Origin of the sequence: Streptomyces sp. NBC_00237 (genome assembly GCF_026342435.1) — a bacterium.
Classification (GTDB): domain Bacteria; phylum Actinomycetota; class Actinomycetes; order Streptomycetales; family Streptomycetaceae; genus Streptomyces.
The window spans coordinates 1,441,179-1,454,879 of sequence record NZ_JAPEMT010000002.1; the positions used below are offsets into that span (position 1 = coordinate 1,441,179).

Annotated in this window: 14 protein-coding genes; 9 read left to right on the plus strand and 5 right to left on the minus strand. The window is 69.7% G+C overall.

Features of this window, described 5'->3' with window-relative positions:
• Positions 1-118: 118 nt before the first annotated feature.
• Positions 119-1,603: a tRNA (N6-isopentenyl adenosine(37)-C2)-methylthiotransferase MiaB gene (miaB, locus tag OG897_RS20255; protein WP_266658608.1), complete on the minus strand. Its 1,485-nt coding sequence runs from the start codon at positions 1,601-1,603 to the stop codon at positions 119-121.
• A gap of 104 nt (positions 1,604-1,707) precedes the next feature.
• Between miaB and OG897_RS20260 the strand changes: the two genes are divergently transcribed.
• On the plus strand, positions 1,708-2,706 hold the full coding sequence (locus OG897_RS20260) for a TAXI family TRAP transporter solute-binding subunit (RefSeq protein ID WP_266658609.1): 999 nt from the start codon (positions 1,708-1,710) through the stop codon (positions 2,704-2,706).
• A 37-nt stretch (positions 2,707-2,743) separates the two neighbouring features.
• Here OG897_RS20260 and OG897_RS20265 read toward each other — a convergent pair whose 3' ends face one another.
• Together OG897_RS20265 and OG897_RS20270 are read right to left on the minus strand one after the other, a co-directional pair.
• Positions 2,744-4,174 carry a HAMP domain-containing sensor histidine kinase gene (locus OG897_RS20265; protein ID WP_266658610.1) on the minus strand — a complete coding sequence of 477 codons (1,431 nt, stop codon included), beginning with the start codon at positions 4,172-4,174 and terminating at the stop codon, positions 2,744-2,746.
• Positions 4,175-4,180: 6 nt separating this feature from the next.
• On the minus strand, positions 4,181-4,933 hold the full coding sequence (locus OG897_RS20270) for a response regulator transcription factor (protein ID WP_266658611.1): 753 nt from the start codon (positions 4,931-4,933) through the stop codon (positions 4,181-4,183).
• Between the two features lie 279 nt (positions 4,934-5,212).
• Here OG897_RS20270 and OG897_RS20275 point away from each other — a divergent pair, with 279 nt between their 5' ends.
• The 8 genes from OG897_RS20275 to OG897_RS20305 all read left to right on the plus strand — a co-directional run bounded on the left by OG897_RS20275 (position 5,213) and on the right by OG897_RS20305 (position 11,631).
• The gene (locus OG897_RS20275; protein WP_266658612.1) at positions 5,213-5,998 is read left to right on the plus strand and encodes an amino acid ABC transporter ATP-binding protein; all 786 of its coding nucleotides are present in this window, start codon (positions 5,213-5,215) and stop codon (positions 5,996-5,998) included.
• A gap of 82 nt (positions 5,999-6,080) precedes the next feature.
• Complete coding sequence (locus tag OG897_RS20280) at positions 6,081-6,908, plus strand: glutamate ABC transporter substrate-binding protein (protein WP_266658613.1); 828 nt, start codon at positions 6,081-6,083, stop codon at positions 6,906-6,908.
• A gap of 78 nt (positions 6,909-6,986) precedes the next feature.
• Positions 6,987-7,664, plus strand: coding sequence for an amino acid ABC transporter permease (locus OG897_RS20285; RefSeq protein ID WP_266658614.1), 678 nt, complete (start codon positions 6,987-6,989; stop codon positions 7,662-7,664).
• Entirely contained in the window at positions 7,661-8,536 is an 876-nt protein-coding gene (locus OG897_RS20290) for an amino acid ABC transporter permease (protein ID WP_266658615.1), read from the plus strand. The genes OG897_RS20285 and OG897_RS20290 overlap by 4 nt, the downstream gene beginning before the upstream one ends.
• A gap of 227 nt (positions 8,537-8,763) precedes the next feature.
• Positions 8,764-10,401 carry an FAD-dependent monooxygenase gene (locus tag OG897_RS20295; RefSeq protein ID WP_266658616.1) on the plus strand — a complete coding sequence of 546 codons (1,638 nt, stop codon included), beginning with the start codon at positions 8,764-8,766 and terminating at the stop codon, positions 10,399-10,401.
• A gap of 47 nt (positions 10,402-10,448) precedes the next feature.
• Positions 10,449-10,520 (plus strand): putative leader peptide, encoded by a 72-nt coding sequence (locus tag OG897_RS40825; RefSeq protein ID WP_323188104.1) that lies wholly within the window; start codon positions 10,449-10,451, stop codon positions 10,518-10,520.
• 107 nt (positions 10,521-10,627) lie between these two features.
• On the plus strand, positions 10,628-11,161 hold the full coding sequence (locus OG897_RS20300; protein ID WP_266660351.1) for a cysteine dioxygenase: 534 nt from the start codon (positions 10,628-10,630) through the stop codon (positions 11,159-11,161).
• 41 nt (positions 11,162-11,202) lie between these two features.
• Positions 11,203-11,631 carry a rhodanese-like domain-containing protein gene (locus OG897_RS20305; RefSeq protein WP_266660353.1) on the plus strand — a complete coding sequence of 143 codons (429 nt, stop codon included), beginning with the start codon at positions 11,203-11,205 and terminating at the stop codon, positions 11,629-11,631.
• 87 nt (positions 11,632-11,718) lie between these two features.
• Here the strand turns inward: OG897_RS20305 and recX are convergent, their stop codons facing one another.
• Positions 11,719-12,513 (minus strand): recombination regulator RecX, encoded by a 795-nt coding sequence (gene recX, locus OG897_RS20310; protein WP_266658617.1) that lies wholly within the window; start codon positions 12,511-12,513, stop codon positions 11,719-11,721.
• Between the two features lie 3 nt (positions 12,514-12,516).
• Positions 12,517-13,656, minus strand: a complete 1,140-nt coding sequence (recA, locus tag OG897_RS20315) for a recombinase RecA (RefSeq protein ID WP_323188105.1) — start codon at positions 13,654-13,656, stop codon at positions 12,517-12,519.
• Positions 13,657-13,701 lie beyond the last annotated feature (45 nt).

Sequence of the window (13,701 nt, forward strand, 5' to 3'; positions counted from 1 at the left end):
CCCGGCAGCCTAACGCGGGGCCGGGATCACGTTGTCCCGGGCCGGAGCCATCACGTTGTCCCGGGCCGGAGCCCGAGCGGGGCCCGGGCCGGACCCGTGGGCCCGGCCCTCGGCGGCCTCAGCCGACGCTGCACCCGCCCGTGGCCGCGGGCAGGGGCGCGGGGACACCGATCTTCGGCAGGCCCAGCATGACGCCGGGGCCCTGCTGCGGTTCGGCGTTGCGCTTCTCCCAGGCGTCACCGGCCCGGGTGCGACGCACGGCCGACGCCTCGCCCTCGGCGAGCAGGTGGTGCGGGGCGGCGTAGGTGATCTCGACGGTCACCACGTCGCCGGGGCGCACGTCCTGGTCGGGCTTGGTGAAGTGCACGAGGCGGTTGTCGGGGGCGCGCCCCGACAGGCGCAGGGTCGCACCGTCCTTGCGGCCCTCGCCCTCGGCGACCATGACCTCCAGGGTGCGGCCGACCTGCTTCTTGTTCTCCTCCCAGGAGATCTCCTCCTGGAGGGCGACCAGGCGCATGTAGCGCTCCTGGACGATCTCCTTGGGGATCTGGTTCTCCATCGTGGCGGCGGGGGTGCCGGGGCGGATGGAGTACTGGAAGGTGAAGGCGTTGGTGAAGCGGGCCTCGCGGACCGTGTGCATCGTCTGCTCGAAGTCCTCCTCGGTCTCGCCGGGGAAGCCCACGATGATGTCGGTGGAGATGGCGGCGTCCGGCATCGCGGCGCGCACCCGCTCGATGATCCCGAGGAAGCGCTCCTGGCGGTACGAGCGGCGCATCGCCTTGAGGATCGTGTCCGATCCCGACTGGAGCGGCATGTGCAGCTGCGGCATCACGTTCGGCGTCTCGGCCATCGCGGCGATCACGTCGTCGGTGAAGTCGCGCGGGTGCGGCGAGGTGAAGCGGACGCGCTCCAGGCCCTCGATCTTCCCGCAGGCGCGCAGCAGCTTGCTGAACGCCTCGCGGTCGCCGATGTCGGAGCCGTACGCGTTGACGTTCTGCCCGAGCAGCGTGATCTCGGAGACGCCCTCGTCGACCAGGGCCTCGATCTCGGCGAGGATGTCGCCGGTCCTGCGGTCCTTCTCCTTGCCGCGCAGGGCGGGCACGATGCAGAAGGTGCAGGTGTTGTTGCAGCCGACCGAGATGGAGACCCAGGCCGCGTAGGCGCTCTCGCGACGCGTGGGCAGCGTCGAGGGGAACGCCTCCAGCGACTCGGCGATCTCGACCTGTGCCTCTTCCTGGACGCGGGCCCGCTCCAGCAGCACCGGCAGCTTGCCGATGTTGTGCGTGCCGAAGACCACGTCGACCCAGGGGGCCCGCTTGGTGATGGTGTCGCGGTCCTTCTGGGCCAGGCAGCCGCCGACGGCGATCTGCATGCCGGGCCGCTTGGTCTTCATCGGCGCGAGCCGCCCGAGATTGCCGTACAGCTTGTTGTCGGCGTTCTCCCGGACCGCGCACGTGTTGAAGACGACGACGTCGGCGTCACCGTCGCACCCTTCGGGCGCGCGGACGTATCCCGCGCCCTCCAGGAGGCCCGACAGGCGCTCGGAGTCGTGGACGTTCATCTGGCACCCGTAAGTGCGCACCTCGTATGTCTTCTCGCTCATCTCGCCCACCAGGGTACGGGGCCCGCGCGGCCGGGGGCGTCGCGCGGGGGCCGCTGCGGCTTCCCTCTGGCCGGGCGGGGCCTTGAGCTGGCAGGATCGCGCGCATGCTCCCCTGGTTCTCCCGTATCGGTCGTCGTCGTGCCCTGCAGGGGGCGGTGGCGGCGCTGGCCGTGTGCGGGCTGCTGCTGTGGTGGCTCCTGCCGTCCCGTTCGCCGTCGCCCGAGGGACGGATCACCTTCAGTACGGGGGTGCCCACGGGGGTCTACCAGAAGTACGGGGAACTGCTGGAGGAGGCGCTGCGGCGGCACATGCCGAAGGTCGAGGTGACGCTGAACACCAGTGAGGGCTCGCAGCAGAACCTGGCGCGGGTGGCGAGCGGGGACGCCGACTTCACGGTGGCGACCGCGGACGCCGTCGCGACGTACCAGCGCAACCGGCGGCCGGGGGCGGAGCGGCTGCGCGGGTGCGCACGGCTGTACGACGACTACGTGCAGTTGGTCGTGCCGGCCGATTCGAGGATCCGTACCGTCGCGGACCTGCGCGGCAAGCGGGTGGCGGTCGGGCAGGAGGGCTCCGGGGTGCGGCTGCTGTCGAACCGGTTGCTCGCCGCCGCCGGGCTCGATCCCGAGCGGGGGATAAGGCCGGTGTCGATAGGGATCGACACCATGCCGGGGCAGCTGGAGTCGGACAGCATCGACGCCTTCTTCTGGTCGGGCGGACTGCCCACCAGCGCGGTGCGCGATCTGTCGGAGCGGATGTCGGTACGGCTGGTTCCGCTCGGTCCGGATCTGGTGGAGGCGTTGCAGAAGCCCGGGGGCACCACCGGCTACTACCGGTCGGCGGTGATGCCCGCCGACGCGTACGCGAAGGTCAGCAACCAGGCGGCGGTGCCGACGGTGGCCGTGGCGAATCTGCTGGTGACGACGGACCGAACGGATCCGGAGCTGACCGAGCGGTTCACGGAGACGGTGATCGCCAGCCGGGACCGGATCGGGCGGCAGGTGCACGCGGCACAGCTGGTGGACCTGCGGACCGCCATCTACACGGACCCGCTGCCGCTGCACGAGGGCGCGGCCCGCTACTACCGGTCCGCGAAGCCGTAGCCGTAGCCGTAGCCGTCCAGCGACGCCTCCCCCGGCGCTACGGCTCCGTGCGCGGCACCGTGACCGTCACGCGCAGGCCGTGGGGTTCGTTGGCGTCGTACGTGATCGTGCCGCGGCCCGCGAGGAGCAGTGCGCGGGAGATGGAGAGGCCGAGGCCCGAGCCCTTGATGTTCTGGTGGCGGTTACTGCGCCAGAACCGGTCGCCTACGCGGGCGAGTTCGTCCTCGGTGAGGCCGGGTCCGCCGTCGGCGACGACGACGGTGCAGGTGTGGCCTCCGGCCTCCACCGTGACGGTGACCTCCTCGTCCGGCGGCGTGAACTTCAGTGCGTTGTCGATGACCGCGTCGAGCGCGCTGGACAGGGCGACCGGGTCCGCCCACGCGGTGACGGCCTCCGGGCCACTGCGCAGCAGGCGTACGCCCTTGTCGTCGGCGAGCGGTGCCCAGGCCGCGACGCGTTCGGTGACGAGTTCGCCGAGGTCGGTCAGCCGGAGGTCGGCGGGGGCGTGTTCGGCCTGCGCCAGGTCGAGGAGGTCGTCGAGGACCCGGGCGAGGCGCTTGCCCTCGGTGCGTACGGAGGCGATCTCCTCGTTGCCCTCGGGAAGTTCGAGGGCGAGCAGTTCGATGCGCAGGAGCAGCGCGGAGAGCGGGTTGCGGAGCTGGTGGGAGGCGTCGGCGACGAAGGCGCGCTGCTGTTCGAGGACGTCCTCGACGTTGTCGGCCATCTCGTTGAACGAACGGGCGAGGCGGCGGAGTTCGGGCGGGCCCCCGGCGGGTGCCACTCGGGAGTTCATCCGGCCGGTCGCTATGTCGTGGGTGGCGGCGTCCAGGACGCGCACCGGGCGCAGTACCCACCCCGTCAGCCGGAAGGCCGCGCCGATCGCCAGGAACAGGGCGGCGAACTCGCCCGCCGCGATCAGCAGCCAGTCGTGCAGGATGCGCGAACGCAGGTGCCCGGTGGGCGAGTCGGTGACCACCACCGCCACCACGTCGCCGTCCCGCACCACCGGCGAGGCCACCACCAGCGTGTGGTCCTGCCAGGGCCACACCTGTGGCGGGTCGTGGCTGCGGCGCCCGGCCAGCGCCTCCTGGAAGGCGTCCTTGGCGAGGTCGCCCGCCGCCGTCACCGTCCAGTCGCGCGGGGCGGCCGCCATGGCGTTGCCGTCGCGGTAGAAGACGCCGACCCGGATGCCGTACACCGCGTGGTAGCGGCCGAGTTCGACCTCCAGGGTGGCGCGCCGCTCGTCCCTGGAGGCCCCCTGGGCGGTGTCCGCTCTTCGTTCCGCGGCCGTCGGGGGGCGGTCGGTGACGAACTGGGCGAGGGCGGCGAAGCGCGCCGTGTCGTCGATGCGGTCGACCACCACTTGCTGCTGCTGCGCGGCCGCTACCCGTACGGCGAGCGGGAAGCCGAAGGCGATCAGCATGCCCGCGAGCAGGATGATCAGGAGCGGGAGAAGGCGGGTGCGCACGGGGAGTTACGTGTTCCGGGGCGCGTCGGCGTCGCCCCGGGCCGGGGCCTGTGTGCCGTTCGGCGCGACCAGCCGGTAGCCGACGCCGCGCACCGTCTCGATGAGGGCGGGCATCCGCAGCTTGGAGCGCAGCGAGGCGACGTGGACCTCCAGGGTGCGCCCGGTGCCCTCCCAGCTGGTGCGCCACACCTCGCTGATGATCTGTTCCCGGCGGAAGACGACTCCCGGGCGCTGTGCGAGGAGCGCCAGCAGGTCGAACTCCTTGCGGGTCAGCTGGACGGGCGTGCCGTCGACGCTGACGCGGCGGGTCGGCAGTTCGATCCGTACCGGCCCGAGGCAGACGGCCGTGCCGGAGGCCGAGGCGGGCGCGTCGCCGGTGGCGTTGCGCCTGCTCACCGCATGGATGCGGGCGAGGAGCTCTCCGGTGTCGTACGGCTTGGTGACGTAGTCGTCGGCGCCGAGGTTGAGGCCGTGGATGCGGGAGCGCACATCGGCACGCGCCGTCACCATGATCACCGGGGTGCTGGTGCGCTTGCGGATCTTGCCGCAGACCTCGTACCCGTCCTGGTCGGGCAGGCCGAGGTCGAGCAGGACGACGCCGAACGGCTCCTGCTCCTGGGGCGCGCGGTCGTCGGGCAGGAACGCCTGGAGGGCCTCTTCGCCGTTGCGGGCGTGGACGACCTGGAAGCCGTGCCGGGTGAGGACGGCGGACAGTGCGGCGGCGACGTGGTTGTCGTCCTCGACGAGCAGCAGCCTCATGTGGCTTCCCCCTCCCTGCGTCCCTGTTCTGGTGTGTGACCACGGGATTTCGATGTGTGGCCACAGGGCATCCACGCTGATGCGGACACGCTCCGTCAAGGCCCTCCCCGTTACGGGCTTGTTCCGTTATGGAGCCGGTATCCCCGCCCCATGCCCTGTTCACGCAGAGTGTCCGGTTGCGGCCGGATCGTTATGCTCAATTTCCGCTCAGATGTAATGACGCTGGTAGCACTGTGTGACTAGGGTCCTCCCCAACCGAGGAGGACGGAGCAAAAGCCGATGAGCGGAGTTTCAGTGACCAAGGGCGTCGAGGACGCGGTACCCGCGTCGGGCGATCTGGTCGTGCTGAGCAACGTCAACAAGCACTTCGGCGCGCTGCATGTGCTCCAGGACATCGACCTGACCATCGCCCGTGGCGAGGTCGTCGTCGTCATCGGACCCTCCGGGTCCGGGAAGTCCACGCTGTGCCGCACGATCAACCGCCTGGAGACGATCGACTCCGGTGACATCAGGATCGACGGAAAGCCCCTGCCCCAGGAGGGCAAGGAGCTGGCGCGGCTGCGCTCCGACGTCGGCATGGTGTTCCAGTCGTTCAACCTCTTCGCCCACAAGACGATCCTGGAGAACGTCACGCTGGGCCAGATCAAGGTCCGCAAGACGGACAAGAAGACCGCGGAGGACAAGGCCCGCGCCCTGCTGGACCGGGTGGGCGTCGGCGCACAGGCGGACAAGTACCCGGCACAGCTCTCCGGCGGTCAGCAGCAACGCGTCGCCATCGCAAGGGCGTTGGCCATGAAGCCGAAGGTCATGCTCTTCGACGAGCCCACTTCGGCGCTCGACCCGGAGATGATCAACGAGGTTCTGGAAGTCATGCAGCAGCTGGCGCGCGACGGCATGACCATGGTCGTCGTCACGCACGAGATGGGCTTCGCCCGCTCTGCCGCGAACCGGGTGGTCTTCATGGCCGACGGCAAGATCGTCGAAGAGGCCACGCCGGACCAGTTCTTCAGCAACCCTCGCAGTGATCGGGCCAAGGACTTCCTGTCGAAGATCCTGCATCACTGACAACCGCCGCTCTCCGTAAGGCCGTTGCCAGGCGGGATACGGCTCGACGACCAACGCTCTAACGACGTAAGGGATGTTTTCCATGAAGCTCCGCAAGGTCAGCACCGCTGTTGTCGCGGTCGCCTCGCTCTCTCTCGCTCTCTCGGCCTGTGGCGGCGAAAGCGGTGGCGGCAAGAAGAGCGACAAGATCGTCATCGGCATCAAGTTCGACCAGCCCGGCATGGGCCTGAAGACGCAGGACGGCAAGTTCACCGGCTTCGACGTCGACGTGGCCCGGTACGTCGCCAAGGAGCTCGGCTACTCCGAGGACAAGATCGAGTTCAAGCAGGCGCCCTCCGCCGAGCGCGAGAACCTGATCAGCAACGGTGACGTGAAGTTCGTCGCCGGTACGTACACGATCAACGACAAGCGCAAGGCGAAGGTCGACTTCGCGGGCCCGTACTTCATGGCCCACCAGGACCTGCTGGTCCGCAAGGACGACAACTCGATCACGAAGGTCGAGGACCTCAACTCCAAGAAGCTCTGCTCGGTCACCGGCTCCACCTCCGCGCAGAACGTCAAGGAGAAGCTGGCCCCTAAGGCGAACCTCCTACAGCAGGGCGGGTACTCGGAGTGCCTCAACGGCCTGGAGAACAAGACCGTTGACGCCCTGACCACCGACGGCACCATCCTCGCGGGCTACGCCGCACAGAAGGAGCACCAGGGCAAGTTCAAGCTCGTCGGTCTCAAGATGAGCGACGAGCCCTACGGCATCGGGCTCAAGAAGGGTGACAAGGACCTTCAGAGCAAGATCAACGCCGCGCTGGAGAAGATGCAGAAGGACGGCTCGTGGAAGAAGGCCGTGGACGCCAATCTCGGCCCCGCCAACTACATCGCCGATCCCGCCCCGGCCATCACCGAAAAGGGCTGAGCCAGCAGTGACTGACGCGCCGCCGGCTCCGGTCGGCGGCGCGCGCCACGATCCAACAAGGAGAGATCGCGGGGCATCGTGTTCGATTTTCTTAGTTCCGGGCGGTACGACCTGCTCGGTGCCTTCTGGGTGACGGTTCAGCTCACCTTCTATTCGGCCATCGGCTCACTCATATGGGGAACACTGCTGGCCGGGATGCGGGTCAGCCCGGTTCCTCTCTTGCGGGCCTTCGGCACTGCGTACGTGAACCTGGTCCGCAACACACCGCTGACGATCATCATCGTCGCCTCCTCCCTCGGCCTGTACCAGACCCTCGGCATCGCGCTCGGCGCTGGCGAGAACTTCGACGACATCGGCTTCCGGCTAGCGATCCTCGGCATGGTCGTGTACACCGGTACCTTCGTCTGCGAGGCGTTGCGCTCAGGCATCAACACCGTCCCGGTCGGCCAGGCCGAGGCGGCCCGCGCGATGGGCCTCGGCTTCACCCAGGTGCTGACCCTCATCATCCTTCCCCAGGCGTTCCGTTCGGTCGTCGCTCCACTGGCGAACGTGCTGATCGCATTGACGAAGAACACGACTGTGGCTGCTGCCATCGGTGTCGCCGAGGCTTCACTGCTGATGAAGGAGATGTTGGAGAACGAGACCCAGGCGCTTTTCGCCGTCTTCGGCGTGGTCGCTTTCGGGTTCATCGTTCTCACCCTTCCCACCGGCCTGCTGCTCGGCTGGGTGGCCAAGCGAGTGGCGGTCAAGCGATGACTTCAGTTCTGTATGACGCCCCCGGGCCCAGCGCCAAGCGGCGCAACATCATCTACACGGTCGTCTTCCTCATCATCTTCGTGCTGGCGGCATGGTGGGCTCTGGACACCATGGCATCCAAGAACCAACTGGATGCGGAGAAGTGGAGCCCGTTCGTCACGGACTCCAAGGTGTGGACCACCTTCTTGCTGCCCGGGCTTGGAGAAACCCTCAAGGCCGCAGCCCTCGCGCTGGTAATCGCTCTGCCGCTCGGTGCCGCCCTTGGTATCGGCCGACTCTCGGACCATGCCTGGATCCGTGTTCCGGTCGGCGTGGTGGTCGAGTTCTTCCGGTCGATCCCAGTGCTGATCATGATGGTGTTCGCCAGCGCACTGTTCTCCCAGTTCACCAACATGGATTCCGAGATCCGCCCGCTGTGGTCTGTGGTGACGGGCCTGGTGCTGTACAACGCCTCGGTCATAGCCGAGATCGTACGAGCGGGAATTCAGTCCCTGCCCACCGGCCAGACGGACGCGGCCAAGGCCATCGGTATGCGCAAGGGCCAGATGATGGTCTTCGTACTGCTGCCGCAGGCCGTCACCGCGATGCTGCCCGCGCTGGTCAGCCAGTTGGTGGTCATCGTCAAGGACACCGCGCTCGGCGGCGCGCTCCTCGGCTTCAACGAACTCCTCTCCCAAGTACGCACCATCACGGCGAACTACGGCGCCAACACCATCGCCGCACTCACCGTGGTCGCTCTGCTGTTCATCGCGGTGAACTTCGCCCTCACCTCCTTCGCGGGCTGGCTGGAGAAGCGGCTCCGCCGCGCGAAGAAGAGCAGTGGCGCGGAAGTCGACCGGAATGTGATCGAGGCAGGCGGCGGAATCGTCTGAGCCCCACACCGCTGCCACTACAGGCCGACCCTTCTTCAAGGGTCGGCCTGTCGCACATCTCCTGGAGGGCAACCCACAAAGGAATCCCCCCACTCCCGAAGGACTCGCCTCCGTCACTTGACGCAAGCACCTGCAGTGGGTTGCATACGTTCTGTGATCGAGCACCGTGTTTCCACTGCCTCATGTGCAGCTTTCCGCTTGTCCGTACGGAGCGGAGGAGTCGCGCCGTGGACCCGGTGATCATCGTCGGCGCCGGACCTATCGGGCTCGCGCTCGCCCTGTCCCTCGCCGCGCAGCACGTCCCCTCCGTCGTCCTGGACGAGGGCGACGGCACGCAGGAGGAGCGCACGGCCAGGACCGTCGTCCTGCGGCAGGACACGGCCGCTCTGGTCGAGCGGCTCGGCTGCACCGACGCCCCGGCCCAGGGGGCGGTCTGGGCCTCATGGCGGTCGATGCGGCGCAAGCAGGTCGTACGGGAACTAACGCTCGGTGAGCACGAGGAGTTCCCGGCCCCCCTGCACCTTCCGCAACACGACCTCACCCACGGTCTGTACGCGGCCGCCGAGGCGCACCCCCTGATCGAGCTCGCGACTGGCGCACGCGTGGACACCATCGAGCAGGACGCCAAGGGCGTCACCGTGCACACCCGCGAGCCGGGGTACCTGTACTGGCGCGGCAGCTACCTCGTCGGCTGCGACGGCGCCCGATCCACCGTCCGCAAGCTCCTCGGCATCCGCTTCGCCGGCCGTACCGCCGTCGAACGCCACGCCGTCGCCGCCCTGCGCACCGAACTTCCCTGGCCCGAGACCGCTTTGCTGCACCGTCAGCCGCCCTGGCGCGGCGCGGGCCCCGAGGTGACCGCCCGGCCCCTCCCCGACGACGTATGGCGCCTGGACTGGCTGCTGCCACCGCGCGGCGACCTGGTGACCCCCGACGCCCTGGTGACCCGCATCCGCGACACCCTCGCCGGATGGTGCGGCACGACTCCCCCGTACGAACTGATCGACACCGGCGTCTACACCCTGCACCACCGCCTCGCCCAACGCTGGCGCGAGGGACGGTCGTTCCTCGCGGGCGACGCGGCGCACCTGCTCGGCGCGATCGGCACCCAGAGCGTCGACGAGGGCCTGCGGGACGTCGAGAACCTGGCGTGGAAGCTGGCGCACGCCTTCCACCACGACGCGTCCGAAGAACTCCTCGACAGCTACGAGGCGGAACGGCGCACCTCCGTCGCCTCCCGGCTGCGCGCCGCCGACCAGGTGCTGCCGATACTGCGGGGCGGCGGCGGTCTGCGCGCGGCCCTGCCCGGCGCGGGCAAGAGCCACGACAGCCTCCTCACCGACGGCCACCTCGGCAACGGCGCGCTGGGCGCCCTGCCGACCTATCCGCACTCCCCCCTCGCGCCCCTGCCGCCGTCCGCCGAGACGCGGGCCGATGTCGACACCCCGTACGGTGCGCCCGTCACGGACGTCCCGGTGACCGCCCCCGACGGCACCGCCGTACGGCTGTGGGAGCGGTTCGGGCAGGGACACCTGCTGGTCGTCCTCGTCGCACCGGGCACCGGTGTGTGGGACCGGCGGCACTGGATGTCGGCGGGCGTGATGCCACGGCTGGCGGCAGCCGTCACCGCGCTCCCCGTACCGGCGGAGCTGCTCGTCGCCGAGGGCTACCCGGGGGCGACCGCGCACACCGTCCTTCTCGTACGCCCGGACGGGCACCTCGTGGCGGCCTTCGACGGGGTGCACCCGGCTGAGCTGTACGCGGCCGCCGACACGGCGCGCGGCGGCGCGCGTGAGAGCCCGGAGGCGCTCGAAGAGGCCCCGGACGCTCCCGTGAACACCGATCGGACCGCGGACGTCAATTGACCGGCCCTGGCTCGCATGGTGTACTCCGAAACGTGAGCGACACCGATGTGAGCCTGTGGCGGAGGGTCCATATGGACCTGGTCCGCTACGCGGGCTGCGTCTGTCGCCCGTCCTGCTGATTCGCCCCTTCCTCCACGTGCGGTGTGCCGTCTCCCGGCCGTCGACCCCCAGGGTCCGGCCGGTGGGACCGCCGTACGTCCTCGCGAACTTCCAGGACGGTCCCTCCGTGTCTCTTCCCGCACCCCTGCACGCCCCTGCCCCCACCACCGGGCCCACTTCCGCGCAACTCCTCGACTTCGTCCGTGACATCGCCGCCGACGCCGCACTGGTGGCGTCCCTCCCGCTGGACCCGGAGGGACGTACGTGGGTGCGGCTCGACGGGCCGGGCGGCAGCGAGGCGTGGCTCATCGGCTGGCCGCCGGGCACCGGTACCGGCTGGCACGACCACGGCGGCTCGCGCGGCGCGTTCGCCACGGCGTCGGGCGGGCTGACCGAACAGTCGCTGGCCGTACGGCTGCCCACCGAAGGGTGGAAGACCCTGGAACTGGCCGAAGGAGTCGACAGGCAAAGGCAGTTGAGGACCGGCCAGGGCCGCGCCTTCGGGCAGCACCATGTGCACCAGGTGCTCAACGAGTCGGTCCGGGAGCACGCGATCTCGGTGCACGCCTACTATCCGCCGCTGCCGCTGATGCGGCGCTACAGCCGTACGGGCGCGGTACTGCGCCTGGAGCAGGTGGAGATCCCGGAGGAGTGGCAGTGACACACGCCGAAGTGACGCACGCCGAGGTGACAGGGACCGAAGTGACACGGACCGAAGAGCCCCGGCCAAAAGCTCCGCACGCCCCCGTGGGGATCGACGCGTTGTTGGAGCGCGTACGGTCGGGCCTCGACCGGGTCGGCCCGGAAGAGGCACACACGGCGGCGGCCGCCGGGGCGCTGCTGGTGGACATCCGCTACGCGGCCCTGCGCGAGCGGGACGGGCTGATTCCGAGCGCGCTGGTGGTGGAGCGCAACGAGCTGGAGTGGCGGCTCGATCCGCAGGGCAGCCACCGGGCGGCGGAGGCCACCGGGCACGATCTGCACGTCGTGGTGATCTGCAACGAGGGGTACGCGTCCAGCCTCGCGGCCGCCTCCCTGCGCCAGCTCGGCCTGCACAGGGCCACGGACCTGGACGGCGGTTTCCAGGCATGGCGGGCGGCGGGGCTGCCCGTACTGACCGGCGGCGGCTGACGCCAACGGGCCGTGACCGCCCCGCGGACCCCCTGGATTTCAGGGGGTCCGGCGGAAGGGCCTCGCAGGAGCGAGGGGCGGTGAGGGTCAGAACGGCTCATGGTCCAGGCCGTCCGTGTCCTCGCCCTCCTCTTCCAGCGCCCGCCTGACCACCCGGATGGCCAGGCCCTCCGGGTAGCCCTTGCGGGCCAGCATTCCGGCCAGTCGGCGCAGCCGTTTGTCGCGCTCCAGTCCACGGGTGGAACGGAGCTTGCGGGCGACGAGCTCGCGGGCGGTCGCCTCTTCCTGGTCGGAGTCGAGCTGCCCGACGGCCTCCTCGATCAGGGCCGGGTCCACGCCCTTGGTACGCAGTTCGTTGGCGAGGGCACGCCGGGCCAGGCCCTTGCCGTGGTGGCGGGACTCCACCCAGGCGTCCGCGAACGCCGCGTCGTTGATCAGGCCCACTTCCTCGAAGCGGGACAGCACCTCGTCGCAGACTTCCGGGGGGATCTCCCGCTTGTGCAGGGCGTCCGCCAGTTGCTTGCGGGTGCGCGGGGTGCCGGTGAGCAGGCGCAGACAGATGTTCCGCGCCCGCTCGGCCGGGTCCTGCGGGGGTTTCTCCCCGCCTTCCCCGCCGTCCCGGGCTCCCCGTGGCTCCCCGGGAGCCCGGGAGCCCCGCGAGGACCGGGAGCCCTTGGCGCCCCGGTGTCCCCTCCGGGACTCCCCGAACGCCGAGGTCTCCCCCGGCCCTCCGGCATCCCGGGAGGACCAGGGGAGCCGGGGAGGTCCGTCGGACTCCCCGGGCTCCCCTGCGTCACCGTCGTGCGCGGCGTACCCGGCGGAACCCCCGTTCCCTCCGGGTACGTCGTCGGTGCTGTCCGGCCAGTCCGTCCTCCGGGTCACGGGTTAGCTCTTGGCCGCCGCGGCCTTGGCCGGCTTGGCCTTGGTCACCGGAGCCGGTACGGACTTCGCGTCGGTGGCCGGTGCGGCCCCCGCAGCGTCCACGCCGGGCTCACCCTCGGGGGCCTCCGTCTTGGGCTTGACGCCGACGCCCAGCTTCTCCTTGATCTTCTTCTCGATCTCGTCGGCGAGGTCGGGGTTGTCCTTCAGGAAGTTGCGGGCGTTCTCCTTGCCCTGTCCGAGCTGGTCGCCCTCGTACGTGTACCAGGCGCCCGCCTTGCGGACGAAGCCGTGCTCGACGCCCATGTCGATCAGACCGCCCTCGCGGCTGATGCCCTGGCCGTAGAGGATGTCGAACTCGGCCTGCTTGAAGGGCGGCGCGACCTTGTTCTTGACGACCTTGACGCGGGTGCGGTTGCCGACCGCGTCCGTGCCGTCCTTGAGAGTCTCGATGCGGCGGATGTCGAGGCGTACCGAGGCGTAGAACTTGAGCGCGCGGCCACCGGTCGTGGTCTCCGGCGAGCCGAACATCACACCGATCTTCTCGCGGAGCTGGTTGATGAAGATCGCGGTGGTGCCGGACTGGTGCAGCGCACCAGTGATCTTGCGCAGCGCCTGGCTCATCAGCCGGGCCTGGAGGCCGACGTGCGAGTCGCCCATCTCGCCCTCGATCTCCGCACGCGGCACGAGCGCCGCCACGGAGTCGATGACGATCAGGTCGAGCGCGCCGGAGCGGACGAGCATGTCCACGATCTCCAGCGCCTGCTCACCGGTGTCCGGCTGGGAGAGGATCAGGTTGTCCGTGTCGACGCCGAGGGCCTTGGCGTACTCGGGGTCGAGCGCGTGCTCGGCGTCCACGAAGGCGACGGTGCCGCCGGCCTTCTGCGCGTTCGCCACGGCGTGCAGCGTCAGCGTCGTCTTGCCGGAGGACTCCGGGCCGTACACCTCCACCACGCGGCCGCGCGGCAGTCCGCCGACGCCGAGCGCGATATCCAGGGCGGTCGACCCGGTGGAGATGACCTCGATGGGGTCGTTGGGCCGGTCGCCGAGCCGCATCACCGCACCCTTGCCGAATTGCCGTTCAATCTGCGCGAGAGCGGCGTCCAGCGCCTTCTCGCGGTCGGTGCCTGCTGCCATGGGTTCCACCCGATTTGCTTGAGTCGATCGCTTCATGCCAATGACGCTAACGCC

Excerpts from the sequence above, each read along its gene's own strand:
- miaB (WP_266658608.1), bottom strand. The coding sequence starts at position 1,603 with ATGAGCGAGAAGACATACGAGGTGCGCACTTACGGGTGCCAGATGAAC.
- OG897_RS20260 (WP_266658609.1), top strand. The coding sequence starts at position 1,708 with ATGCTCCCCTGGTTCTCCCGTATCGGTCGTCGTCGTGCCCTGCAGGGG.
- OG897_RS20270 (WP_266658611.1), bottom strand. The coding sequence starts at position 4,933 with ATGAGGCTGCTGCTCGTCGAGGACGACAACCACGTCGCCGCCGCACTG.
- OG897_RS20275 (WP_266658612.1), top strand. The coding sequence starts at position 5,213 with ATGAGCGGAGTTTCAGTGACCAAGGGCGTCGAGGACGCGGTACCCGCG.
- OG897_RS20280 (WP_266658613.1), top strand. The coding sequence starts at position 6,081 with ATGAAGCTCCGCAAGGTCAGCACCGCTGTTGTCGCGGTCGCCTCGCTC.
- OG897_RS20290 (WP_266658615.1), top strand. The coding sequence starts at position 7,661 with ATGACTTCAGTTCTGTATGACGCCCCCGGGCCCAGCGCCAAGCGGCGC.